At 67.9% G+C, this 25,261-nt stretch carries 19 protein-coding genes and 1 pseudogene; 5 read left to right on the top strand and 15 right to left on the bottom strand.

Features of this window, described 5'->3' with window-relative positions; genetic code table 11:
* Positions 1-975 (bottom strand): tRNA guanosine(34) transglycosylase Tgt (gene tgt, locus ACE3P6_RS15535; protein WP_374396753.1); only part of this gene is annotated, 975 nt, incomplete at its 3' end.
* A 155-nt stretch (positions 976-1,130) separates the two neighbouring features.
* Here tgt and ACE3P6_RS15530 point away from each other — a divergent pair.
* Genes ACE3P6_RS15530 through ACE3P6_RS15520 form a run of 3 tightly spaced genes read left to right on the top strand, consistent with a single transcriptional unit; the run spans position 1,131 to position 6,267 of the window.
* Positions 1,131-1,745, top strand: coding sequence for a TetR/AcrR family transcriptional regulator (locus tag ACE3P6_RS15530; protein WP_374396749.1), 615 nt, complete (start codon positions 1,131-1,133; stop codon positions 1,743-1,745).
* A 6-nt stretch (positions 1,746-1,751) separates the two neighbouring features.
* On the top strand, positions 1,752-2,930 hold the full coding sequence (locus ACE3P6_RS15525) for an efflux RND transporter periplasmic adaptor subunit (RefSeq protein ID WP_374396747.1): 1,179 nt from the start codon (positions 1,752-1,754) through the stop codon (positions 2,928-2,930).
* A 10-nt stretch (positions 2,931-2,940) separates the two neighbouring features.
* Positions 2,941-6,267: an efflux RND transporter permease subunit gene (locus tag ACE3P6_RS15520; protein WP_374396744.1), complete on the top strand. Its 3,327-nt coding sequence runs from the start codon at positions 2,941-2,943 to the stop codon at positions 6,265-6,267.
* Between the two features lie 215 nt (positions 6,268-6,482).
* Here ACE3P6_RS15520 and ACE3P6_RS15515 read toward each other — a convergent pair whose 3' ends face one another.
* The 13 genes from ACE3P6_RS15515 to ACE3P6_RS15455 all read right to left on the bottom strand — a co-directional run bounded on the left by ACE3P6_RS15515 (position 6,483) and on the right by ACE3P6_RS15455 (position 22,733).
* A complete protein-coding gene (locus ACE3P6_RS15515) occupies positions 6,483-8,168 on the bottom strand; it encodes a hydantoinase B/oxoprolinase family protein (RefSeq protein ID WP_374396741.1) in 1,686 nt (561 codons plus the stop codon).
* Positions 8,165-10,183: a hydantoinase/oxoprolinase family protein gene (locus ACE3P6_RS15510; protein ID WP_374396739.1), complete on the bottom strand. Its 2,019-nt coding sequence runs from the start codon at positions 10,181-10,183 to the stop codon at positions 8,165-8,167. Before ACE3P6_RS15510 ends, ACE3P6_RS15515 begins: the two co-directional genes overlap by 4 nt.
* Complete coding sequence (locus tag ACE3P6_RS15505; protein ID WP_374396736.1) at positions 10,184-10,906, bottom strand: ABC transporter ATP-binding protein; 723 nt, start codon at positions 10,904-10,906, stop codon at positions 10,184-10,186.
* Entirely contained in the window at positions 10,872-11,591 is a 720-nt protein-coding gene (locus ACE3P6_RS15500; protein WP_374396734.1) for an ABC transporter ATP-binding protein, read from the bottom strand. Before ACE3P6_RS15500 ends, ACE3P6_RS15505 begins: the two co-directional genes overlap by 35 nt.
* Positions 11,579-12,511, bottom strand: coding sequence for a branched-chain amino acid ABC transporter permease (locus ACE3P6_RS15495; protein ID WP_374396731.1), 933 nt, complete (start codon positions 12,509-12,511; stop codon positions 11,579-11,581). The genes ACE3P6_RS15500 and ACE3P6_RS15495 overlap by 13 nt, the downstream gene beginning before the upstream one ends.
* Positions 12,508-13,386: a branched-chain amino acid ABC transporter permease gene (locus ACE3P6_RS15490; protein WP_374396728.1), complete on the bottom strand. Its 879-nt coding sequence runs from the start codon at positions 13,384-13,386 to the stop codon at positions 12,508-12,510. Before ACE3P6_RS15490 ends, ACE3P6_RS15495 begins: the two co-directional genes overlap by 4 nt.
* A 185-nt stretch (positions 13,387-13,571) precedes the next feature.
* Positions 13,572-14,843 carry an ABC transporter substrate-binding protein gene (locus ACE3P6_RS15485; RefSeq protein ID WP_374396725.1) on the bottom strand — a complete coding sequence of 424 codons (1,272 nt, stop codon included), beginning with the start codon at positions 14,841-14,843 and terminating at the stop codon, positions 13,572-13,574.
* A gap of 79 nt (positions 14,844-14,922) precedes the next feature.
* The gene (locus ACE3P6_RS15480) at positions 14,923-16,248 is read right to left on the bottom strand and encodes a hypothetical protein (protein ID WP_374396722.1); all 1,326 of its coding nucleotides are present in this window, start codon (positions 16,246-16,248) and stop codon (positions 14,923-14,925) included.
* A 71-nt stretch (positions 16,249-16,319) separates the two neighbouring features.
* Positions 16,320-16,901, bottom strand: coding sequence for an amino acid synthesis family protein (locus tag ACE3P6_RS15475; protein ID WP_374396720.1), 582 nt, complete (start codon positions 16,899-16,901; stop codon positions 16,320-16,322).
* Entirely contained in the window at positions 16,894-17,745 is an 852-nt protein-coding gene (locus ACE3P6_RS15470) for a UPF0280 family protein (RefSeq protein WP_374396717.1), read from the bottom strand. Before ACE3P6_RS15470 ends, ACE3P6_RS15475 begins: the two co-directional genes overlap by 8 nt.
* Positions 17,736-19,166 carry a 6-hydroxynicotinate reductase gene (locus ACE3P6_RS15465; protein WP_374396715.1) on the bottom strand — a complete coding sequence of 477 codons (1,431 nt, stop codon included), beginning with the start codon at positions 19,164-19,166 and terminating at the stop codon, positions 17,736-17,738. Before ACE3P6_RS15465 ends, ACE3P6_RS15470 begins: the two co-directional genes overlap by 10 nt.
* Positions 19,167-19,218: 52 nt before the next feature.
* On the bottom strand, positions 19,219-21,891 hold the full coding sequence (locus ACE3P6_RS15460) for a molybdopterin-dependent oxidoreductase (RefSeq protein WP_374396713.1): 2,673 nt from the start codon (positions 21,889-21,891) through the stop codon (positions 19,219-19,221).
* Positions 21,888-22,733, bottom strand: coding sequence for a xanthine dehydrogenase family protein subunit M (locus tag ACE3P6_RS15455; protein ID WP_374396710.1), 846 nt, complete (start codon positions 22,731-22,733; stop codon positions 21,888-21,890). Before ACE3P6_RS15455 ends, ACE3P6_RS15460 begins: the two co-directional genes overlap by 4 nt.
* An 82-nt stretch (positions 22,734-22,815) precedes the next feature.
* Between ACE3P6_RS15455 and ACE3P6_RS15450 the strand changes: the two genes are divergently transcribed.
* Positions 22,816-23,235: a MarR family winged helix-turn-helix transcriptional regulator gene (locus ACE3P6_RS15450; protein WP_374396708.1), complete on the top strand. Its 420-nt coding sequence runs from the start codon at positions 22,816-22,818 to the stop codon at positions 23,233-23,235.
* Here the strand turns inward: ACE3P6_RS15450 and ACE3P6_RS15445 are convergent.
* Complete coding sequence (locus ACE3P6_RS15445) at positions 23,228-23,848, bottom strand: TetR/AcrR family transcriptional regulator (RefSeq protein WP_374396705.1); 621 nt, start codon at positions 23,846-23,848, stop codon at positions 23,228-23,230. The genes ACE3P6_RS15450 and ACE3P6_RS15445 overlap by 8 nt on opposite strands.
* A 126-nt stretch (positions 23,849-23,974) precedes the next feature.
* Here ACE3P6_RS15445 and ACE3P6_RS15440 point away from each other — a divergent pair.
* A pseudogene (locus tag ACE3P6_RS15440) lies at positions 23,975-25,261 on the top strand (N-methylproline demethylase); the annotation flags it as partial.

Genomic DNA, 25,261 nt, shown 5'->3' with positions numbered 1-25,261 from the left:
GTCCGCCTTCACCACATGGTGCAGATAGGCGCGGGAGTAGCTTTGGCAGGCGGGGCACTGGCAGCCGTCCTCCAAGGGGCGCGGGTCGTCCTTGTGGCGGGCGTTGCGCAGGTTCACCTGCCCCCGCGCCGTCCAGGCCTGCCCGGTGCGCCCCGAGCGGGAGGGCAGCACGCAGTCCATCATGTCGATGCCGCGTTCCACCGCGCCGACGATGTCGTCGGGCTTGCCCACCCCCATCAGGTAGCGGGGGCGATCCTCGGGCAGGAACCCCGGCGCATAGTCGAGGACGGAGAACATCGCCTCCTGTCCCTCGCCCACCGCAAGGCCACCCACGGCATAGCCGTCGAAGCCGATCCCTTTCAGCGCCTCGGCTGACTCCTCGCGCAACTCCCGCGTGACGCCCCCTTGCATGATCCCGAACAAGGCATGGCCCGGCCGGTCGCCGAAGGCATCGCGCGACCTTTGCGCCCAGCGCATCGACAGCCGCATCGACTTCGCCACCACCGCCTCCTCCGCCGGAAGTGCTGGGCATTCGTCGAAGCACATCACGATGTCCGAGCCCAGAAGCCGCTGGATCTCCATGCTCCGCTCCGGCGTCAGCATGTGCTTCGACCCGTCGAGATGCGAGGAGAACCGCACTCCCTCTTCCGTCAGCTTCCTGAGCGGCCCCAGCGACATGACCTGGAACCCGCCCGAATCCGTCAGGATCGGCCTTTCCCAGTTCATGAACCGGTGCAGCCCGCCCAAGGCCGCCACCCGTTCCGCCGTGGGCCGCAGCATCAGGTGGTAGGTGTTGCCCAGCAGGATATCCGCCCCCGTCGACGCCACGCTTTCGGGCAGCATCGCCTTGACCGTTCCCGCCGTCCCCACCGGCATGAAGGCGGGCGTGCGAATCTCCCCCCTCGGCGTGGAGATCACCCCCGTTCGCGCCGCGCCATCCGTCGCCGTCACGTTGAAACCGATGCCCGTCGCCATGCCCGCGCCCCTTTTGCCTGCGGCTCCTTTGGGCCAAATCGCGTGAAAAGTGAAGCCGGGGTGATCCAGCCCGCCCTGGGCTCCGTATTGGAGCTTGACCTTTGCGGCAACTCCTCTATCTGCGTGAATGAACGTTCATTCCCAAGACGCACAGCATGACCGCACCCCTCCATCTCGCCGCCGCCGATGCGCGCAGCCACGAGATTCTGGCCTCGATCCGGCAGGCCTTTGCCGAAAAGGGCTTCGACGGCGCCTCGATGCAGGACCTTGCCCGTGCTGCCGGGATGAGTGTCGGCAACTTCTACCGCTACTTCCCCTCGAAGGCCGCCATCGTCCAGGCGATGTGCGGCTATGATCTCGCCGAAATCCAGGCCGAGTTCGCCGAGATCCAGACCTCCGACCGCCCGATGACCTGCCTGCGCGACCGCATCCTTGGCCATTTCAGCGAAGAGTCGATGAAGGACGGCCAGCTCTGGGCCGAGATCACCGCCGCCGCGATCCGCAAGCCGGAAATCGGCGCGGCGGCGCGGCAGATGGAAGAGACGATCACGACCCTCCTCGCCGCGATCTTCGCCCATACCACCCGCCGCAGCGTCGCGGATGCCCAGGTCCGCTATGCCGGTCAGTGCCAGATGCTGGTCATGCTGGTGAAGGCGATGGCCACCCGCACCGCTCAATGCGGCCCGGCAAGCCCGGCTCTTGCCGGACAGGTCGTCGCCGTGATCGACGGCATCCTGTCGCAGATTTCCAACGACAAAGCAGAAGGCTAACGTCCCATGCGCCCGACCCTTGCTCTTGCCGCCCTTCTCTTCCTTGCGCCGATCCTGCCCGCCCAGGCGCAAGAGGCCGCCGCAGCCGAAAGCGCGCCCGCAGACGCGGCGCTTCCCGCGATCACCGTCTCCGATGTCACGCGCCGCAAGATGACCGACCGGATCATCGCCTCCGGCATGATTGCCGCCGTCGAAGAGGTGCAGGTCGCCCCGCTGGTCGAGGGCCAGCCGGTCGACCGGCTGCTTGCCGACCTTGGTGACATGGTGACCGAGGGCCAGATTCTCGCCCTGCTGTCGAAATCCACCCTGGAATTGCAGAAGACCGAAGCCGTCGCCTCGGTGGCGGCCGCGCGGTCGACCATCGCGCAGGCGAAGGCCCAGCGCGTCGAGGCCGAAGCCGCCGCCGCCGAAGCCGCCCGCATCGTCGACCGGACGACCAAGCTCCGCGCCAGCGGCACCGCCCCGCAGGCGACCTGGGACACCGCGAACGCCAATGCGATCGCCGCCAACGCGCGCGTCACCGTCGCGACGCAGGGCCTGGAATCGGCCCGCGCGCAGCTGGCCCTGGCCGAGGCGCAGCTCAGGAACGTGGAGCTGATGCTCTCGCGCACCGAGGTGAAGGCTCCGGTCGCAGGCCGGATCGTCGCCCGCAACGCCAGGATCGGCGCCATCGCCACTGCCGCCGGGCAGCCGATGTTCATCATCACCCGCGACGCGGCGCTCGAACTCCGCGCCGACGTGACCGAGGCCGACATCCTCCGCCTTGCCCCCGGCCAGGCCGCCCACCTCCGTGCCGTCGGCATGACCGAGGCGCTCACCGGCACCGTCCGCCTGGTCGAGCCCACCATCGACCCTGTCACCCGCCTCGGCCGCGCCCGGATCAGCGTCGACAGCGCAGGCGATACGCTCCGCACCGGCATGTTCGTCGAGGCCGAGATCATCGCCGCCGAGCGCGACACCCTCGCCGTCCCCGTCACCGCCATCGGCTCCTCACCCGAAGGCAGCATCGTCATGCGGGTCAAGGATGGCCTGGTGGAACGCGTCACGGTCAAGACCGGCATCCGCGACGGCGGACTGGTGGAGATCACCGAAGGCCTTGCCGCAGGCGATACCGTTGTGACCAAGGCCGGGGCCTTCGTCCGCGCGGGCGACCGGGTCACCCCGGTCCCCGCTGCCGTGAACTGAGGGCGCGCGCATGAACTTCTCCGCCTGGTCGATCCGCAATCCCGTCGCGCCGCTGCTGGCCTTCTTCCTGTTCCTCGTCCTCGGCTGGCAGGCCTTCAACAGCCTGCCGATCACCCGCTTCCCGAACATCGACGTCCCCCTCGTCGCCGTCTCGGTCGCCCAGTCCGGCGCGGCACCGGCGGAAATGGAAAGCCAGGTGACGAAGGAAATCGAGGACGCCGTCGCAGGCCTGACCGGCGCCAAGCGCGTGACCTCCACCGTCACCGACGGGCTTTCGACCACCGTCATCGAATTCCGCATGGAAGTGCCGACCGACAAGGCCGTGCAGGACGTGAAGGACGCCGTCGACCAGATCCGCGGCGATCTGCCCGGCGGGATCGAATCCCCCATCGTCACCCGCATCGACGTCGAGGGCCAGGCGATCATGACCTTCGCGGTCCATGCCCCCGACATGACGATGGAGGAGATCAGCTGGTTCGTCGACGACACCGTCACCCGCGCCCTGCAGGGCAAGCCCGGCATCGGTCGCGTCACCCGCGTCGGCGGGGCCGACCGGGAAATCCGCGTCGAACTCGACCCGGTCAAGCTCGACAGCTACGGCGTCACCGCCCAGGCCATCAGCGCCCAGATCGCCCAGACCAACACCAACCTCGGCGCGGGCAAGATCAATCTCGGCACCGGCGAGCAGGTGATCCGCACCCTCGGCGACCAGGGCACCGTCGACAGCCTTGCGAACACCACAATCGCGCTGCCCTCGGGCCGTTTCGTCAAGCTGACCGACCTTGGCCAGGTGGTCGACAGCTATGAAGAGCTGAAAAGTTTCGCCCGCATCGACGGCGAGGCGTCCGTTTCCTTCCTCGTCTTCCGCTCCAAGGGGGCCTCCGAAGTCTCGGTCGCCGAAGTCACCAACCAGGTCGTCGACGAGCTGCGCGCGAAGCATCCGAACGTCGCCATCACCCTGGTCGACGATTCCGTCTTCTACACCTATGGCAACTACCAGTCCGCCATCGACACTCTGCTGGAAGGTGCGCTGCTCGCCGTCCTCGTGGTGCTGGCCTTCCTGCGCAACTGGCGCGCCACGCTGATCTCGGCCATCGCCCTGCCGCTTTCCGCCATCCCGACCTTCTGGGTCATGTCGCAGCTCGGCTTCTCCTTGAACCTCGTCAGCTTCCTGGCCCTGACACTGGCCACCGGCATCCTGGTCGACGACGCCATCGTGGAGATCGAGAACATCGCCCGCCACATCCGCATGGGCAAAACCCCCTACCGTGCAGCGATCGAGGCGGCGGACGAGATCGGCCTCGCCGTCATCGCCACCACCTTCACCATCGTCGCGGTCTTCGTCCCCGTGTCGTTCATGCCCGGCATCCCCGGCCAGTATTTCCGCCAGTTCGGCCTGACCGTCGCCATCGCCGTCCTCTTCTCGCTCCTCGTCGCCCGCCTGATCACCCCGATGATGGCCGCCTATTTCATGCGGGCGAAAGACGCGGTGGGCCATGACGAGGGCCACAAGGACGGCGTCTTCATGCGCGGCTACATGCGGGTGGTGAAATCCACCACCAAGGTCCGGCGCTGGAAGACGCATCCCCGCATCGCGCTGCCCACCTATTACATCACCCTGATCGTCGCCGTCGCCGTGGTGATCGTCTCGGTCTTCGCCATGCTCCAGGTCCCGGGTTCGCTCTTCCCGCCGGAAGACGAAAGCCGCATCGTCGTCTCGGTCGAACTGCCGCCGGGGTCGAAGCTCGACGACACCGCCGCCACCACCGACGCGATGCGCGACGCCATCAAGGACATCGAGGGGGTGAATTCGGTCCTCGTCATCGGCGGCTCCACCCCCTTGGGCGACCGCGACATCCGCCGCGCCACCTTCACCATCATCCTCGACCGGCTGGACAACGGGCTGGAACGCAAGCTCCTCGACCTCGGCCGCGCCCTTCCGCTCGTCGGCGGCCTCCTGCCCGAGCCGCATTCCGAAGGCCGCCTGCGCCCGCAGGTCGAAATCGAGGCCGAAGTCTTCGAGACGCTGAAATCGGTCCCCGACGTCCGCGCCTTCAAGGTCTCGACCATCGGCGGCGCCTCGCGCCCCTTCGCCTATGACATCCTGTCGTCGGACGAGGGTGACCTCGACACCGCCGTCCGCAAGATCGAAGAGGCGCTGAAGGACGAGCCGATGTTCCTCAACCCCTCGACCGAGGCCGCCCTGCCCCGCCCCGAAATCCAGATCACCCCCAAGGCGGACGAGGCCGCGCGGCTGGGCGTCACCGTGGCGCAGATCGCCTCCGTCGTCCGTGTCGCCACCATCGGCGATGTGTCTGCGGCGCTGGGGAAACTCTCCATCGACAACCGGCTGGTCCCGATCCGGGTGCAGCTGGACGAGGCCTCGCGCGACAACCTGGCCCGTATCTCGGCCCTGAAGGTGATGACTTCCGCCGGTCCGGTGCCATTGTCCGCCGTCGCCACGGTCGAGGTCTCGCAAGGCCCCTCCGTCGTCAAGCGCCTGACCCGCCAGCGCGTCGCCACCCTCGGCGCCGACATCGCGCCCGGCTTCGTGCTGGATCAGGTCACCGCCCGCTTCAACGAAATCCTGCCGACGCTGAACCTTCCCGCTTCGGTCAAGGTCGCGCCCTCGGGCGATGCAGAAGTGCAGGCGGAACTTCTGGGCAGCTTCAAGAACGCGATGGTCCTGGGCGTCCTCCTGATGATGTTCGTGCTCATCCTGCTCTTCCACTCGGTCCTGCAGCCGATCACCATCATCTTCTCGCTGCTCCTTTCGGTCGGCGGGGTGGCGACCGCGCTCATCGTCACGCAGAACCCGCTCTCCATGCCGGTGCTGATCGGCATCCTGATGCTGATGGGGATCGTCGCGAAGAACGCGATCCTCTTGATCGACTTCGCCATCGAGATGCGCGACCGCGGCATGAGCCGGATCGAAGCCGTGGTCGAGGCGGGCCACAAGCGCGCCCAGCCCATCGTGATGACCTCCATCGCCATGTCCGCGGGCATGCTGCCCTCGGCGCTCGGCGTCGGCGAGGGCGGGGCCTTCCGCGCGCCGATGGCGATTGCGGTGATGGGCGGGATCATCGTCTCGACCGTGCTCAGCCTCGTCGTCGTGCCCTCGATGTATCTGGCGATGGACGACCTCTCGCGCTTCTTCGCCTGGGTGCTCGGCCGTTTCATCGGCAAGAAGGAGGTGGAGCCGGTCGCCCCCGATCCGCTGGTCCTTGCCGACAGCATGGCGCGCAACCAGGTCGACGTGGCGCTGTTGCAGGGTCGGATCTCGGTGCTGGAAGAGTCCCTCGCCCGTCGCAGCCCGAAGCCCCACGCGGCCGAGTAGGGTGCGCTACAGCGCACCGCATCTCCGCGATTCGCGGCGAGGGTTAACAACCTTCGTTACGCCCGCGCGTATGTATGGAAGCCATACGCAATCCATACGCTTTCCAGACTCCCAAACCCGGCAACTCCGACGCCGTTAATCCAGCGCTCCCAACGGGTTGCCCGGACCCCGACACCCCGTTGCGCAGCCCTTGCAGATTTCCCGTCAACCTTCGCTTAACCCGCCCGTCCCGGCCAAAGCCGCGCGGCCTCCTCCGCCGTATAGCGCCCCAGCCGCACATCTTCCGCCACCAGCGCCGGATCGCGCTTCTCCGGCGGCCCGTAACCTCCGCCGCCCGGTGTGCGCACCCGCACCCGGTCCCCCGGCTTCAGCGCGATATCCTGCGCTTTCGACAGATGCTCCGGCACCAGCGTGACCCCGTCCCGGATCACCTCCACCCGGTTCACCGCGCCGTCCTGTCCGCCCAAAGCCCCCTGCGGCCCGACCCGCCCGTGATCCATCACGAAGGACGCCCGCGCCGCGCCGCGCAGCAGTTCAATCTCATAGTCGAGCCCCAGCCCGCCCCGGTGCTGCCCCGCCCCGCCCGAGCCCTCATGCAGCGCGTAACGCCTGTAGATCACAGGGAAATTCTGCTCCATGATCTCCACCGGCGGTGCCTTGGAAATCCCGATGGTGGAACAGCCGTTCGCAATCCCGTCCCCCCCCGCGAAGCCGCCATAGCCCCCGCCGGAAATCTGGTACATCACGAAATCCCGCCCCTTCTCCGGGTCGTGCCCCCCCAGCCCGAAATTGCCGGACGTCCCCGCCGGGGCCGCCGTCACCTGTCCCGGCACCGCCTGCACCAGCGCCGCAAAAACGGCTTCCGCAATCCGCTGGCTGACCTCCGCCGCGCAGCCGGAAACCGGCCGGGGATACTGCGCGTCGAGGAAAGTTCCCTCGATCCCGACCACCTCCAACGGCTCAAAGGCCCCGGCCGAAATCGGCACGTCCGGGAAGATATGCCGCATCGCCAGATAGACCGATGACAGCGTCGTCGCCCGCACCGAATTCATCGGCCCCATGCAAGGCCTTGAGGAACCTGAGAAATCGAAGGTCAGCCCCGCCTCCGCCTTCGTCACCGCCAGCGCAATGGTCAGGGGTTCATTCACCACCCCGTCGCTGTCCACGATGGCCGTCGCGCGATACACCCCCTCGGGCACCAGCCCGATCATCGCCCGCATCTGCCGCGCGGCCAGCCGCCGCATCTCGGCAATCGCCTCGGTGACGGTGGCATCCCCGTAGCGATCCAGCAGCGCCCCCAGCCGTTCCGCCCCGACCAAAAGCGCCGAAGCCTGCGCCTTCACATCGCCAATCCGTTGTTCCGACACGCGAATATTGGAACAGATGATCTGGTAGATCTCCTGATCCAGCACGCCCTTCTTGAACAGCTTCACCGGCGGCAGCCGCAGCCCCTCCTGCTCCGCACTGATCGCGGAGGCCGAAAACCCACCCGGCACCGCCCCCCCGGTATCCGGCCAATGCCCGGTGTTCGACAACCAGCAGAAAATCTCGCCCTGCCGCCAGACCGGCATGGCAAAACGCACGTCCATCAGATGCGTGCCGCCGAGATACGGATCGTTGACGATATATATGTCACCTTCCTCGGGCGGCGCGGTCAGCCCCGCCGCGATCCGCTCCAGGATGGTCCGCGTGGAAAACTGCATGACCCCGACAAAGACCGGCAGACCTTTCGACCCCTGCGCGATCAGGCTGCCGTCGATGGCGGAGTAGATGCCGTCCGAACGGTCGTCCGCTTCCGCGATGACAGGCGAGAAGGCCGCGCGGGAGAAGGTCAGGTCCATCTCGTCGCAGACCTGCTGCAGACCCGCCTGGATGACTGCGAGGGTGACGGGATCAATCATTCGTTAACCTCGATGACCAGGTTGCCATCCGCGTCCGACGTGACCCGCGCGCCGGGATCGACGACGATGGTCGTATCCATTTGCTCAATGATCGCAGGGCCTTGCAGGTCGATCTTCAACGGGAGATGGTCGCGCCAATAGACCGGGGCCTCGTGCCAGCCATCAAACCAGACCCTGCGGCTCGCCGAGGGTTCGGCAACTGCCTTCCGCCCCGAAGGCTCGATCAACCGCGACAGGTCCAGCGCGGGCCGCTCGCCGATGACCGAGACGTTCAGGTTCACCAGATTGGCCCGGATCGTCGGCAGGTCCACCCGGAAGCGGGCGTGATAAGCGACTTCGAACAGGTGCTGCAACTCCTCGCGACCGGGCGTCGCCGAGGGCAAGGCGACCCGCAGAAGATGGGTCTGGCCCACGAACTGCATGTCCGCCGAATACTCCGCCCGGACCGTGGTCAGTACCACCTTCTCCAGCCCGATCAGCCTCCGCCCCTCGGCCTCCTGCGCCGCCAGAACCCGGTGGACTTCGGCCATGTCGACCGTATCCAGCGGGCGGTTCAGCGTGCGCACGAAGTCGTGCCGCAAGTCGGCCACCACGCAGCCGAGCGCATTGGTGATGCCCGGGCGCGCGGGGATCAACACCTTGGGAACGTTCAACTCTTTCGCCAGCGCCACCGCGTGCAGCGGCCCCGCACCGCCGAAGGCGAACAGCGCAAAGTCGCGCGGATCGGCGCCCATCGAGATCGAAACCATGCGGATCGCCCCGGCCATATGGGTGTTGGCGATGCGGATCACCGCCGCTGCCGCCGCCTCCACCGAAAGGCCCAAAGGCTCAGCGATCTGCTCCCGCATCGCGTCATGCGCAGCCCCAGCCGCCTGTCCGAACCGGCTGGCGGGCAACCGCCCGAGGATCAGGTTCGCATCCGAAATCGTGACCCGCGTCCCCCCACGCCCATAGCAGACCGGCCCCGGTGTGGACCCCGCGCTTTCCGGCCCGACCCGCAGCATCCCGCCCGCGTCGATCCGGGCGATGGACCCGCCCCCCGCCCCCACGGTCCGCACATCGACCATCGGCACATGGATCGGCATGGCATATTCCACCTCGATCTCGTTGGAGACCGGCGCCACCCCGCCCCGGATCATCGCGACATCGGTCGAGGTTCCGCCCATGTCATAGGTCAAGAGGTTCGGGAACCCCGCCCTGCGCCCCGTCGCCACCGCCGCCATGACACCCGAGGCAGGCCCCGACATCACCGTCTTCACCGCCTCGCGCGCCACGTCCCTGGCCGCGACCATCCCGCCATTGCCGTTCATCACCAGAAGGTCGCGCTGATAGCCCTTTGCCGCCAACTGCTCCGCCAGACGCGCCACATAGCGCTCCAGCAGCGGCTGGACCGAGGCGTTGACAGCCGCCGTCACCCCCCGCTCATACTCGCGAGATTCCGAAAGAAGATCGTTCCCCAAGGTGATGTAATCATTGGGCCAAATACCTTCCGCGATCTCCCTGGCGCGACATTCGTGGGCAGGGTTCGCATAGGCGTGCAGGAAGTGGATCACCAACGCCTCGCAACCCTGATCGCGCAACTGCCGGACTGCCGCCGCCAAGGCCGCTTCATTCAGCGGCGTCACCACCCGGCCCCGCGCATCCATCCGTTCCGGCACCTCCAGCCGCAGGTCGCGCGGGATGATCGGGGTGAAGGCCCCGTGCATCCCATAGGCCTGCGGGCGGGTGCGGCGGCCAAGCTCCAGCACGTCGCGGAAGCCCTGTGTCGTGATCAGCCCGGTTTTCGCCAACTGCCGTTCCAGCACGGCATTGGTGGTGGTCGTCGTGCCGTGGACGATGAGGTCAATGTCGCCCAGCGCAGCCCCGGCAGTCGCAAAGGCCTCCAGCACGCCGCCTGCCTGGTTCGGCAGGGTCGTCGGCACCTTGGCCAGCCGCACCGCTCCGGTCGCCGGATCGAAGATCACCATGTCGGTAAAGGTGCCCCCCACGTCGACGCCTGCCACCAGCCCCGTCATTCACACCCCCACATAGGTTCGGAAGGCCGGATCATCGCCGGCCAAACCCTTGACATCCCGGGTTTCCCTGATCTGCCCCGCGACCATGAAGACCACGCGGTCGGCCAGTTTCAGCACCGCATCGACCCTTTGCTCGACCAGCACGACGGCAACGCCCTGCCCTTTCAGGGTCAGGATCGCCTCCTGGATCAGCGTGATCATCGAGGGCTGCAGGCCCTCGGTCGGCTCGTCCAAGAGCAGCACCTTCGGCTGCAGGCACAAGGCGCGGGCAATGGCGAGCATCTGCTGCTCGCCACCGGAAAGCGTCTCGGCGGTCTGGGTCAGCCGTTCGCGCAGGCGGGGGAACAGGGTCAGGACATGGTCCAGCACCGCCCGGTGGTTGCCTCTGACCAGCCCGCCGACGGCAAGGTTCTCGGCCACCGTCAGCGGCCCGAACAGGCGGCGGCCCTGCGGGACATAGGCGAGACCGTGGCGGGGCACCCGATGCGCGGGAAGGCCTTGCAACGCCGTGCCGTCCAGCCGGATCGTGCCTGCGGCGGCAGGCACCAGCCCCATCAGGCATTTGAGAAACGTCGACTTCCCCACCCCGTTCCGCCCCATCAGGCAGGTGATCCGCCCCGCCTCGGCGCGGAAGTCGACGCCGCGCAGCACGGTGACGGGGCCGTAGCCTGCCATCAGGCCGGTGACCTCAAGCGCCAAGATAGGCCTCCTGCACGGAGGCATTTGCGCGGATTTCGGCAGGCGTTCCGGTGGCCAGCACCTTGCCGAAGTTCAAGACGGTGATCCGGGTGGCGAGGTCCATCACCACCTCCATGTTGTGCTCGATCAAGAGCACCGTGGTCCTTGGCACAAGGCTCTCCACAAGCCGGATGAAGCCGTCGATCTCGCTGGCCGCAAGGCCTTGCGTCGGTTCGTCCAGGATCAGGACGCGGGGGTTCAGCGCCAGCCCCATCGCCAGTTCCAGAAGCCGCTGGTGGCCGTAGGACAGGGTCTGCGCCTCCTGCTCCTCCAACCCCTGAAGCCCCACCCGTGCAAGTGCGGCACGGGTTCGGGTGGGAAGGTCGCGCGCGTCCTGCGACTGGACGGCCAGCGCCACGTTGTCGAAGACTGTCATCCGCGGGAAGATCGAGGTGATCTGGAACGTATAGGCGATCCCCTTCCGCACGCGCAGATGGGCGGGTAGGCGGGTGATGTTCTCGCCCGCCAGCAGGATCGTCCCGGATTGCGCGATGCGCCGCCCGGAGAGAAGGCTGACGAAAGTCGTCTTCCCGGCCCCGTTCGGGCCGATCAGGGCATGGATTTCACCGGCGTTCAGGGTGAAATCCACCCCGTCGACCGCCTTGAGACCACCGAAGTGCAGCGTCAGGTTGTCAGTCTGAATGAGGGGCGTCTCGATCAGGGGAGCCATTTGACCCACCTTTCCCGGACGGTGCCGAGAATCCCCTTCGGCGCGAAGAGGACGAGGGCGACGAGCGCCGCGCCGACGAAGAAGAGATAGGCCGAGGTCAGGCCGCTGGCGACCTCGATCAGGGTGAACATCAAGACCGCCCCGAGGAACGGCCCAAGCGTGGTCCCCGCCCCGCCGAGCAGGACGTAGAGCATCGGCAGGATGGAATACTGGATCGTCGCGAAACTCGCGCCCACATAGCCGAAGAGGAGCGCATAGGCCGCCCCGGCAGCCCCGGCGTAGAGGCCCGAGAGGATGAGGGCGGCAAGCTTCACCGCGAAAGGGTTGTAGCCCAGCATCCGGGACCGCTCCTCGTTCTCCCGCATCGCGACCATCGTCCGGCCGAAGGGCGAGCGGGTGACGGCCAGGCTGACGAGAAGCCCGGCGGCGAAGATCGCCAGCGCCGCGAGGAAGCGGGGAGTATCGGTCGAAAGGTCGAACCCGGCGAAGCGGCGGCTGGCGGCGGCCACGGCAAAACCGTCATCCCCGCCGGTGACGGGGGCGAAATAGAGAAGCGTCAGGTATCCGGCCTGGGCGAACATCAGCGTCACGATCATGAAGCTGACCCCCGCCGTGCGCAGCGCCAGCAGCCCAAGCGCCGCCGCCACCACCCCCCCACCCGCGACCCCGGTGATGAAGGCGGTCCCGGCGCTCCAGCCCCAGAGCTGCGCGGGCAGGCCCGCGGCATACATCCCGACAGCAAGGAGAAGCGCATGGCCGAGGCTCAGAAGCCCGGTGTAGCCGAAGGCCAGATTGTAGCCCATCGCGAAGACCGCCAGCACCATGATCCGGGCAAGGTTGGTGGCATGGTAGGGCGACAGCCAGAATTGCGCGGTGAGAAGGACCGCGATCAGCGCAAGATGCAGCGCCCAGGGCTTCACGCCTTCGCTCCGAACAGGCCCTGCGGGCGGAAGACCAGCACCATCGCGACCAGAAGCGTGGCAAGGATCTTGGCCAGCGTGGGGGTGAAGAACATGCTGATCACCCCGTCCGACAGCCCGATCACCAGTGCCGCGATCAGGGTGCCACGCAGGCTTCCAAGGCCGCCGATGATCACCACGATGAAGGACAAAAGCAGCGGGTCGCCCCCCATCAGGTAATGCGCCTGCTGGATCGGGACGACGAGCACTCCGGCCAGCGCGGCAAGACCCGCGCCAAGGGCAAAGGTGCCCATGTAGACCCGGTCGACATTGATCCCGAAGGCGCGGGCCGTGGTGCGGTCCACTTGCGTCGCGCGCATGATCAGGCCCGCTTTGGTGCGGGTCATCACCAGCCACAGCGCCAGAAGCACCAGCCCGGCGGCAAGGACGACCGCCAGCTTGTAACCGGAATAGCCGAACCACGGCAGCTGGATGCGCCATTCGAAGGGGGCCCGCACCGGGTAGGCGTTCGGTCCATAAAGCGACAGCGCCGCCTGTTGGATCATGTAGAGGAGGCCGATGGTCGCGACGATCGTCGCCTCGGGGTCATAGGCCAGCCGCTTCAGCACAAGCGCGTCGGCCAGCGCGGCAAGGGCGGCGACGAGCAGCGGCGCGAGGATCAGCGCAGCGAGGAAGGCCAGCGCAGGCGGGCCGGGGATCATCGTGGTGACGACCCAGGCCAGCACCGCCCCCAGCATGTAGAACTCGCCATGCGCGACGTTGACCACCCGCATGACGCCGAAGACGAGGCTCAGGCCCGACGCCGCCAGCGCAAGGACGGCGGCGGTGACAAGGCCCTCCATCAGGGCGAGGAGAAGGAAGGGTCCGAAGGCCATCAGGTCATCCGTCCCGCCTGCGCGCGAACCGCATGGATGCGGGGCGCCTCCCCTCCCCCGCGTGGGGAGCTGGGGGTGGGGGTTCAGGCCACCGACCAGTGGGCAGCCCCCCCACCCTCACCCTCCCCCACAAAGGGGGGAGGGAAGCACCCTGATGCCCGAAGGTCATGCCCGGTCCACGCGATTCAGAACGACATCGTCGTGTAATCCACCGCGTCCTCGTAAAGGCCCTCCTCGATCGTGGTGGTGTGGACCTTCACCAGCTTGCCGCCCTGCACCTGGCTGATGTTCTGCGACCCGAAGACCTGGTGCGTCTTGCCGTTGAAGCGCATGGCCCCCTGCGGGCGTTCGATGCCATAGGGCAGGTCCCCGATGGCCTCCATCGCTTCCACCAGCTTCTGCCGGTCGGCGGGGCCGGTGTAGCCCGCAGCCTCCATCGCCTGCTTGATGAAGTAGAGCGTCTCCCAGGTCGAGAACATGTGGGAATAGGTCGCCACATCCGCTGCATCGCTGACGCTGGCCCCGTTGTCGTCCACCCCCACAGCGGCGCGGTAGGCGGCCTCATGCTCGCCCGCGTCGGCAGGTTTCACCCGGGGGTGCGCTTCCCAGAAATGGCTGCCTTCCAGGAATTCCAGTCCCGGTGTCGCCGTGTCCACTGCCTCCAGCGAGTCGATGAAACCGAAGAGTGCGGGCTTTGTGCCGGTGCCGTAGAACTCGCCCAACTCCTTCACGAAGGTCAGGACGGCGGGGCCGACCATGACATGATACAGCACCTCGGTTTCCGCCGGGATTTGCGGGAAGTAGCGGGTGAAACTGGTCTCGGTCGGGGGCACGGCGATCTGGGCGATGACCTCTCCGCCCTGGGCCTGGATCGCGGCGGTGAAGAAGTCGCGGTGATCGTGGCCGAAGGCATAGTCGGGGAAGACCATCGTGATCTTCTTGCCGAGGTTCGCAGCAACCCAGGGCGCCATCGTGGAAATCTGCGCGCGGACATCGGTGATGCCGGGCTGCAGCGTCCAGCGGTTCAGCGCGCCACTGGCGACGTGATAGCCCTCGGAGCAGACGAGATAAGGCACCTTCAGCTCGCCCGCGCGGGGGGCAGAGCCCATGACGACATGGCTGAAGAGCGTCCCCATCACCAGGTCACAGCCATCGGATTGGGTCAGCTTGTCGACCACCTCCGCGCCGCGCTTGGGATCGGTCGCGTCATCCTCGAACAGAAGCTCCACCGGGCGCCCGGCGATGCCGCCGCCGTCGTTGATCATCTTCAGCGCGGCCTGCGCGGTGCGTTCGTACCAGCGCCCGTAGGCGGCACCGATGCCGGTGCGGTGCAGTTGGAAGCCGATCTTGATCGGCGCGCCTTGCGCCGCGACAAAACCCGGAAGTGCTGCGGTCAGGAGGCCTGCGCCCCCGGCCAGCAGAAGTCCGCGGCGGGTGGGATGAAGCAATGTCGTCATGTCCGTCTCCTCACTGTTGCGGCCTCTCGCGGGCCAATGTTGCATTGGGGGGCAAGGCGCCCCGGATTGTCCAGCCGTTTCATCCGGTTCTGGCAGTGGACAGAAGCCAGAGACCCAGCACCGTGTAGGCCACCATCAGCACCGTCATCGGCAGATGCGCCACAGGTCGCGCGCCCTGTCCCGCCAGTTTCAGCGCCAGGAGCACCGCCAGCAGGTGCGCGCCGAGGATTGCCGCAAACTGCGCGGCATAGATTATCGGCATCACGCCCGGATCGGTCAGAAAGCCGAAGGAGACGTAGAAGGGCGGCAGGCCCAACCAGCTGTCGCCGGTCAGGAAGGGATCGTTCAGCGCGGCAAGGGTGTATTGCCCGGCGGTCAGCAGCATGACGAGGTAATGCGCCGCATGGTAGCCCGCCGCGATGGCAAGGAAGGACAGCATCACCGGCCCGGTGGTGAACCCGCCTCCGATGCGGCGACCGAGGGTGATCGTGCCGAGGATCAGCATGAGGGTCAGCACCCAGACCGCCAGAAGGCCTCCGGTATTCTGCCAGACCACAGCGCTGCGACCCACCGGTTCCAGCGGGTTCTGTCCGATCAGCGCCTGCCACCAGAAGGTCTCGTTCAGCCCGTCGAAGGTGAGGGCGGCAAGCGCAAGGCTGACGAAGACCACTGCCGAGGGGGTGAGCTGCCGCATGGCGAGGACCTGCGTGCCGGGCCAGCCGAGCATCAGGCGCGTTTTCGCGCCATCGGGCTCGTGCCAGAGCGGCGCGACCTTGGCGATGAGGGTGAAAAGGAACGTCAGGAACTCGCCCTGCTCTAGCCAGTCCTCGCCCTCCAGCGTGGCGAGGACGAAGATCGCCAGCCAGTAGCCAAGCGCGACCTGGGCCAGGACGGCGGGGTCGTCGGGGGAAAGCGAGACGATCTGGAACCAGGCGAAGCCCGCGTAGCCCAAGACTGCGGGCCAGTGGCCAAGGCGGGCAAGGCCGATGCCACGGGTCCTCCCCAGAAGCGTGCGGGCGATGCGGACCGGCCCGGTCCAGGGGTTGATCGGGCGCCAGAGATTGCCGAGGAGCATCGAGCCGAGGGGCACGACGATCCAGACCCCGGTCCAGAAGACCAGTGGCATCAGGTTGTGCATCGGGTCGCGCTCGCCGAAGAGGCCGACGAAGACGAGGCCGAGGAAGGCGAGAAACGCGAGGTAGGAGGTCAGTGCCAGCGGGAGCAGGACGGGACGCTCCCAGACCAGCCGGGGCGCCATGACCGGCAGGCGGTGGGCGGCGGCGCCCATCAGCGCGGTCAGGGCAACGGTCAGCGCGGCGGCGGCGATGTAATGGCCGGTGGGCAGGGTCAGGATCACCGAAGGCGGCAGGGCGCAGGCGAAGGTAAGGCCGGGGGTGAGGAGCACCGCCAGACCGCTTGCCCCAAGAATTTTCGAAAATTCTTGGCAAAATCCTTCGAAGGATCTTGGCGCCCGTCTCACCTGAGCCCGTCCTCCCCCTTCACCTGATGGGTCTCCAGCCCTCCCATCCGGCTGTGCACCCGCCCGCCCCGCGCCATGCCCAACGCGAAAAGCACTTCGTTCGCGCGTGGCCCGTCCGCGCAGGCCAGCGTGATCGCGTCGAAGCGCGACCGGACATAGGCCGCGTTCAGATGGCCAAGAGGCATGTCCAGCGTCGCGCCCATGCCGCCCACCTTCATCACCGAAGGCACGATGGCCCGGCATTCGCCCAGCCGCTCGCGCATCCCGTAGCCGCCCGCGACATGCCAGAGCGCACCGTGCTCGCTTTCCCCGGCATCGCCCACGATGGCACCCTTGCCATAGGCGTCGATCCCCTCGCGCCCGCCCATGATGGCGAGAAGGCGGTCGGTGAGGTCAAGCGCAAGTGGCTTCAGGTCCTCCATCGCCGCTTGCAGGTCGGGGATGTAGCGGCCCGCGAAGGGATTGGCGCAGATCGCATAGACCGCGCCCCGGACCGGCGGCGGCATGACCAGGGGCCCGCCCTCGTGCCGGATTTCCTCCAACTGCACCACGATCTTCCTGACAGCGAAATCAGCCACTTCCGTCCCCCTTCTCAAGCGCCAGCGCGCCCGTCACCCGCCGCTCACCCTGAAGGAAAAGCGCCGCCCCTTCAATCAAGCCCTGCGCCCGGAAACCCTCGGCCGCGCGCAGGCCCGCGTCCAGCGCCACCGCCCGTTCCTCTGGCGACAGGGGCGGCACCGCCACCGTCACCAGCCGGTCGCCCAAGTCGCTGTCCCATTGCAGCTCCCGCGCCGGACGGCGGCGGACGCCAGGGTGGCCCACATCCACCGCATTCGCCACCATCGTCGCCGCCGCATCCGCCATCGCCGCCGTCCGCGCGACCACCGTCACCGCGTCGGCGATGCCAAGCGAGAAGCTGCGCCCGCGCCAGCCCGAGGTGGCGATGCCGCGCACCGGGTCGGTGGAACGCACCGTCACCCGATCCATCCCACCCGAGACGGCCAGCGCACAGGTCAGATCGCCCGAGGCCAACCACAGCGCGATATCGCCGCCGTTGTTGGCATAGGCCCGGGTGATCCCCGGCCCGGTCAGTGCTTCCAGCACCTCCTCGGCCACCGCCCCCGCCACGGCGGCCATCGGGGTGAGGAAGGCGGGCCGGTAAGGCGCCACCGCCGCCGCCATCCGGCGTGCGACAATGCCCGTCACCGGCGCATCCGGGGAGCGGAGAGCGTCAAGTTCGGCGACCAGTTCATCGAGGATCGACGCGAAACGGCCCGCAGCACGGGCATGGGCGGCGCGGACCGCCGTTGCAGGACCGAAGGCCTCGGCCACGACGTCGATGGGGCCGTGCTGAAGGTGCAGCCGCCCGTCCGGCAGCAGGGCCGCGATGGCTCCGGTCCGGGTGGGCGCGGTCAGGGCCACGGCTGCACCCTCGCTTCCGTGGGGTATTCGCCGCCCTCTGCGACGGACTGGTCAAGCGTGCGGATCGCCGCCTCGTGCCCGCCCATCGCGAGGTAGTCCTCACGCGGCAGGGTGAACTCCAACGGAGCGACCAGCGCGGGCGTCGGCACATAGCCGAAGGCGCCCTTGGGCAGGCGCGTCACGTCGACCATGAAGGTGATCCCGCCGCCCGGCCAGACATAGGTCGCTGCCCCGCCCGAGGTCAGCCGCGTGACGCCACCCTGCACCGAGCGTGTCAGACGAACCGGGTTCTTCGCCACCCCCGCGCGCAGGCTGCCCCCCGCACCGCCGACGAACAGCACCGTGCAAAGCGAAGGTTCGCAATTCTCGTCAATGAGTTCGACGGTCTTCTTCAGGTAATCCGGCAACTCCTGCTGTACCGGCGTCAGGTCGTCGTCCAGCACATAATAGGCATATTGCTCGCCCGTGGTGGACACCATCAAGAGCCGCAATCCCGGCCTTGCGCCCTTGGCCGGGTTCCACGCGCCAAGGATTTCCAGCGGATCGGTGAGCCGCGTACCACCCCAGCCCTGCCCCGGCTCCGACACCCGGAAATAGCGCCCCGGCGTCGAGCGATGGCCCTTGATGCGGATGCCCGAGGGTTCCCAGCCGATCACCTTGCCCGCCTGATGCTCGCTCACGACGCCGGTGATGTGGTCGTCGACCACCACCACCTCGTCGACCAGCCCCTGCCATTGCACCGCAAACATGCCGATAGTTGCACTGCCGCATCCGACCCGCATCCGCCGTTCGCGCACCCCGTCGACCACCGGGGCCTGTCCCGCCTGCACCACGACGGTAGACCCGCCGTCGATCGCCAGTTCCACCGCCTCGCCGTTGCACAAGGCCAGCATCGCGGCGCAGGTGACGCGGCCCTCAGCCTTGCCGCCCCCGGTCAGATGATGGACCCCGCCCAAGGACAGCATCTGGCTGCCATATTCGGCGGTCGTGACATGGCCCACCGGCTCGCCCTCTGCCCGCACCACCGCCCCTTCCGGGCCGAGGAAGCGGTCGGTGTCGATCTTCACTTTGACCCCGCAGTAGGAGAAGATCGCCTCGGTCACCACCGTCACCATGTCCGCGCCGTCGACCTGCGACGAGACGATGAAGGGCGCGGGCTTGTAGTCCGGGTAGGTGGTCCCCGAGCCGATGCCGGTCACGAAGGCATCCGCCGGCACCGGCGAGCCATCCCAGTCGCGCGCGGCGAAGGGGACGACGCGGCCCCCGGCCTCGACGGCATGGGACAACAGCACCACCGGGTCGGTACGCACGATCCGGCCAGCGGCATTGGCATAGCGGTCGCAGGCCCCGGTCTGGCCGGGCGCGATATAGCACATCACCGGGCAGGCATCGCAGCGGATCTTCTCGGGCGCGCCGGTCATGAGGACCTCCCGCGCGGTGAGAAAATTTTTCGCGAAAAATTTTCGGCCCCGGTCATCGCTTCCCCTCCATTGCGTGAAGCAGCCGATGCGGCAAAGCGGGCACCCGGGTGATCCCGGCCCCCGTCGCATGACGGATCGCGTTCAGGATCGCGGGGGCGGTCGGGATCAAGACATGTTCGCCAAGCCCCTTGGCACCATAGGGGCCCTCGGGGTCCGGCACCTCGATCAGCAGGCTTTCGATGGGGGGAACGTCGCCGAAGGTCGGGATCAGGTAGTCGTGCAGGTTCTCGGTGCGGGCGGGGAGGTATTCCTCCATCAGCGCCATGCCGATGCCCTGCGCGATGCCGCCCTCGATCTGACCGCGCACCAGCATCGGGTTGATCGCGCGCCCCACGTCATGCGCGGCGGTGATCTTCAGCAGGCGCACGGAGCCGAGCGCTTCGTCGACCTCCAGCTCCACCATCTGCGCGCCGTAGCCGTAGACGGCATAAGGCGCGCCCTGGCCGTTGGCATCAAGCGGCGCGGTGGGCGGGTCGTAGGTCGCCTCGGCTGTCAGCACATGGCCGCGGGCATCGGGCGGCAGCGCGGCAAGGTCGATGCGGGCGCAGGCACCCCGGTCGCGGATGGTGAGCGTCGCGCCTTCCAGCGTCAGCAGAGCCCCCTCGCCCGCATTGGCGCGGCGGAGAATTTCGGCCCGCAAGCCCTCGGCGGCGGCTTTGGCCGCGCGGCCGGTGACGAAGGTCTGGCGGCTGGCCGAGGTCTTGCCCGCGTCCGGCGTCAGCGCGGTGTCGGGGCCGATGAGGCGGAAGGCGGCAAGCGGCAGGCCAAGCGCCTCGGCGGCGATCTGGGCAATGACGGTGTTCGAGCCCTGGCCGATGTCGGTCGCGCCCTGGTGCAGGATCACTTGTCCCGCCGGGGACAGGCCGATGCGGATGGTCGAGGGGTTCGGCAGCACCGTGTTGCCGCAGCCGTACCAGCAGGAGGCGACACCCACGCCCCTGCCCCTTTGGCCCTTCGCCTCAGCCAAGGCGCGTGTCCAGTGCGGTTCCAGCGCCGTCAGGCAGGCGTGGATGCCGGTCGCTTGCAATACCCGCCCGGTCGCCGAAGCATCGCCATCGCGGAAGGCATTGCGCAGCCGGAATTCCAGCCGGTCGATCCCGGCCTTGTCGGCCAGCTGGTCGTAGAGCGTTTCCTGCCAGAGCGCCCCCTGCGGCACGCCGAAGCCCCGGAAGGCGCCAGAAACCGGCCCGTGGGTGTGGATCGCCCGCGCCTTTGCGGTGATCGCCGGAGTGAGATAGGGGCCGGAGACATGCACCGGCACCCGGTTCGCCACGGTCGGCCCCCAGCTGGAATAGGCCCCGGTGTTGAACCGCCCGTCGAATTCCATCCCGGTGATCCGGCCATTGGCATCGCAGCCGATCCGCCCCCGCATCTCGGCCGGGTGGCGCTTGGTGGTCGAGGTCATGCTTTCCTGACGGGTGTAGACCATCCGGCTGGGCCGCCCGGTCTTCAGCGTCACCAGCCCGATCAGCGGCTGCAACGAGATGTCGAGCTTCGACCCGAACCCCCCGCCCGTGGCCGAAGGAATGATCCGCACCCGCTCCAGCGGCAGGCCGAGGATCGCGGCGGTGTCGTCTCGGTCCATGCCGGGGGCTTGCGTGCAGGCGCGGATCGCCAGCACTTCGCCCTCCATCCAGGCCGACCCGGCCTCGGGCTCGATATAGGCGTGTTCAACGAAGGCGGTGGTCATCGCGCCCTCCACCACATGCGCCGAACCGGCCAAGGCAGCGGCTGCATCGCCCTTGATCACCTTCCCCTCGATCAGCAGGTTGCCGGGACGGTTGGAATGGAGGAGGTCGCCCGTCTCGGCCTCCTCGGGGGTCGAGAAGGCCGGAAGCGGGGTCCAGGTGATCGGAAACTCCGACAGGTCCGGCTCGGCGTCCGGCTCGAAGGCGACGACTGCCACGCATTCGCCCCGGAACCGGGCAGGAGAGGCGGCGATGGCGGGCTGGTCGGCAAAGGGCGGGATCACGGAGAAGGCGTTGCGCCCGGGGATGTCGGCGGCGGTGAAGACGGCGGCGATGCCGGAACGGGCGCGGAAGGCAGTCAGGTCGCCGATGACGAAAGCCGCATGGGCATGGGGCGAGCGGACGGCCTTCACCACCAGCGCCCCTTCGGGCCAGTCGTCGGCGCCGAACCTGTCGCCCGCCATCTTGGCCGCACCGTCCAGCCGCGGGATCGCCGCGCCGACCGCCCCCGTAACCGGGCCTACCGGCTGCGCCTCCTGCCCCGCTGCCACCACCGCCGCGATGATGCTGCGATAGCCGGTGCAGCGGCACAGGACGCCGCCCAGAGCTACTTCCACCTCGGCCTCCGTCGGTCGGGTGTTCCAGGTCAGCAGCTCCGCCGCCGTCAGCAACATTCCCGGCGTGCAGATGCCGCATTGCGCCGCGCCGTGCGCGTGGAAGCTGGCGCGCAGGCGCGTCAGTTCCGGCGTCTCGCCCTCGACTGTCGTCACCGACCGCCCCTCGACCCGTGCGGCGGGCGTCAGGCAGGCGCAGACCGCCGCCCCGTCCAGGAGCACCGTGCAAGCCCCGCAATCGCCCGCGTCACAGCCGACCTTGGTGCCGACCTTGCCCAGCCGCTCGCGAAGCACCAGCGACAGCCGTTCGGTCGGCGGCGCCTCCACCGCAACCTCGGCCCCGTTCAGCGCGAAGCGGATCATGCCAAGGCCTCCGCCACCGCGCGGCGCACCAGCTCCACCGCTGCCGCGCGCCGGTAGTCCGCCGTCGCGCGCACATCGTCAATGGGCGACAGCGCCGCCTGCACATCCGCTGCCGTCACACGATCCACCGCCTCTGCCACCGAGGCCCCCACCAGAGCCGCCTCCACCGCCGGAAGCCGGACCGCGACCGGCGAACAGGCGCCGACCGCCACCGAGGCCTCGCGTACCTGTCCACCCTCGATCCCCAGCCGCGCCGCGACCATCGCGATGGAGATCACCAGATGCGACCGCGCGCCCAGCTTCACGAAGGCCGACCGCCCGTTCAGCGCAGGTTCCGGGATCACCACCGCCGCCAGCATTTCGCCCGGTTGAAGGGCCGTCCGGCGGGGGCCAAGCAGGAAATCCGAAAGCGGCAACCGGCGCTTGCCCAAGCCGGAAACCAGCTCCACCTCCGCCTCCAGCGCCAGCAACGGCGGCACCCCGTCCGCTGCGGGCGAGGCGTTGCAGAGGTTCCCGCCGAGGGTCCCTGCAGCCTGCACCTGCCGTCCACCCACCTGCCGTGCCGCCTGTTGCAGCGCCCTGCACGCCATCGGCAGATCGGCTTCGGCAATCGCCGCCCAAGGCGTCGCCGCCCCGATCCGCAGTCCCGCGCCAAGCGTGACGCCGGACAGCGCCGGAACGCCGCCCAAATCCAGCACCTGCCCTGTCAGCTGCGCCCCCGCCCCCGGATAAAGGTCCGTCCCCCCGGCCAGCACCCGCCAGCCGCCCTGAGCCAGCAAATGCAGCGCCTCGGTCATCGTCTGGGGTCGGGCGTAGTCCGGCACGGAGAGCCCCGAATTCATTTGCGTAACAACAAGACTGGAACCCCCTCGGGATTCTGTCAACAGCCTTGCACGGATCAACCGCAAGTCGTATCGCGAAAGGATGGCAGACCGCGACGACTACCGCCTCGATGACCAGATCGGCTATATCCTGCGGCGGGTGACGCAGCGGCATCTGGCGATCTTCGCCGCCGCCATCCCCGAGGTCACGACCACCCAGTTCGCCGTCCTTGCCCGCCTGGCCGAGATCGGGCCGGTGTCGCAAAACCACCTCGGCCGCGCCACCGCGATGGACGCGGCGACGATCAAGGGTGTGGTCGACCGGCTGGCAAAACTGGGGCTGGTGGCGACGACCGCCGACCCCGCCGACCGCCGCCGCCTGACCGTCAGCCTGACCGAAGCGGGAACCGGGCTTTTCTCGACACGAGTTGCTACCGCCTTGCAGATTTCCGCCGAGACGGTTGCCCCCCTGACCAGGGAAGAGGCCCGGACGCTGCAGGCTCTGCTGTCGCGGCTTACCTGATGTGCCGCGCCCGGAAGGCGGCGACTTCGGTCTCCGAGGGCAAGGTGCCCGAAAAGGTCAGCACATAGGACGGGTTGCGCCCCATCCGCACCTCCAGGCTTTCCTCCGACCGCAGCGCGATATAGCCGACCTGGGTCAGGTACAGCGTCCGCGCCCGAGTGTCCGCCTCGGTCTCGCTGTAGCCGAAACGGCGGAACAATGCGGTGATCGCCGCCACCCGTTCGGCATCGGCCGCGCTCATGGCAGCAGCAACCGACGGGTCGGTCAGGGACCAGGTCCGCATCGCGAATTCCAGCCGGCTGTCGAACAGCGCGTCGTCATACCAGCAGTCGAAGAGGTTCAGCAAAGCCTCGGTGATGGTCGCCGCCGCAGCCTCGCAGCGGGCGACAAGATTGCCGGTGTTCTTCGCCTGCCACCGCGCGACCAATCCGGCCAGCAGCGCCTCGCGGTCGGGGAAATGCCAGTAGAAGCTGGTGCGCGACAGGTTCAGCCGGTCAGCCAGCGGCATGACCTTCACCGCCTCGACCCCGCCTTCGACCAGAAGGCCGTAGGCCGCATCCAGCCACAGGTCGGGCGTTCCGCGCCAACCGCGTTCGGTTCTTTCCTTGCTCATGCAGGCGACCTAACCCTTCGGCTTGCTTTCACGCAAGAGGATCGAAACAGAACTCGACACATGTGTCAAGTTTTGCCATACTCCCGGACAGACCTTGATTCCACTCCCGCGAAAAGGCCAGGGCCCATGTCCAACGATCCCCTTCTCCAGCCGTTCCAGTTGAAGCACCTGACGCTGCGCAACCGGATCATGACCACCAGCCATGAACCGGCCTATGGCGACGATGGGATGCCGAAGGACCGCTACCGGCTTTACCATCTGGAGCGCGCCAAGGCCGGGGTGGCGATGGTGATGACCGCCGGTTCCGCCAGCGTCAGCCGCGACAGCCCGCCGGTGTTTTCCAACCTCCTGGTCTGGAAGGACGAGATCGTGCCGTGGATGAAGCGGCTGGTCGACGACTGCCACGATGCCGGGGCTGGGGTAATGATCCAGCTCTCCCACCTTGGCCGCCGCACCCGATGGGACAAGGGCGACTGGCTGCCCGTCGTCTCCTCGACCCATGAGCGCGAACCAGCGCACCGGGCCTTCCCGAAACCGGCCGAGGACTGGGACATCGACCGCATCATCCGCGACTATGTCGATGCCGCCGAACGGATGAAGGACGCGGGCGTCGACGGGATCGAGTTCCTGTGCCACGGCCACCTGCTCGACCAGTTCATGTCGCCCTTGACCAACATCCTGGAAGGCCCCTACGGCGGCTCCCTGGAAAACCGCGCCCGATTGACGCTGGACATCGTGGCCGCCGTGCGCAAGCGGATCGGGTCGAAGATCATCCTCGGCCTGCGCTATGGCGTCGACGAGATGGAGCCGGGCGGGATCGACATGGAAGAGGGCATCGCCCTTGGCAAGATGTTCCGCGACAGCGGCATGGTCGACTACCTGAACGTCAACCGCAGCCGCATCCACACCGACCCGGCGATGACCGACATGATCCCGATCCAGGGCATGCGATCCGCGCCCCATCTGGATTTCGCCGGCCGCATCCGGGCCGAGGTCGGGATGCCCACGCTGCACGCCGCCCGCATCCCCGACGTGGCGACCGCCCGGCACGCGGTGGCGACGGGCCAGGTCGATATGGTGGGCATGACCCGCGCCCACATGGCCGACCCGCATATCGTGCGGAAGATCGTCGAGGGTCGCGAGGACGACATCCGGCCTTGCGTCGGCGCGACCTACTGCCTGGACCGCATCTATCAGGGCGGCATGGCGCTTTGCATCCACAACCCCTCGACCGGGCGCGAACAGCATATGCCGCATGAGATCGCGAAGGCGGCGGTGAAGAAGAAGGTCGTCGTGTTCGAGGCCGCCGACCAGCCCGGCGGGCAGGTGCGCCTGACCTCGATGAGCAAGCGGCGGTCCGAGATGATCGGGATCATCGACTGGCGGATGGCGCAATGCGCGGCGCATGGGGTC

Source organism: Tabrizicola sp. (assembly GCF_041911175.1).
Lineage (GTDB): Bacteria > Pseudomonadota > Alphaproteobacteria > Rhodobacterales > Rhodobacteraceae > Tabrizicola.
The sequence above is the reverse complement of the archived record's forward strand: the minus strand, read 5'-3'. Positions and strand labels throughout refer to the sequence as shown.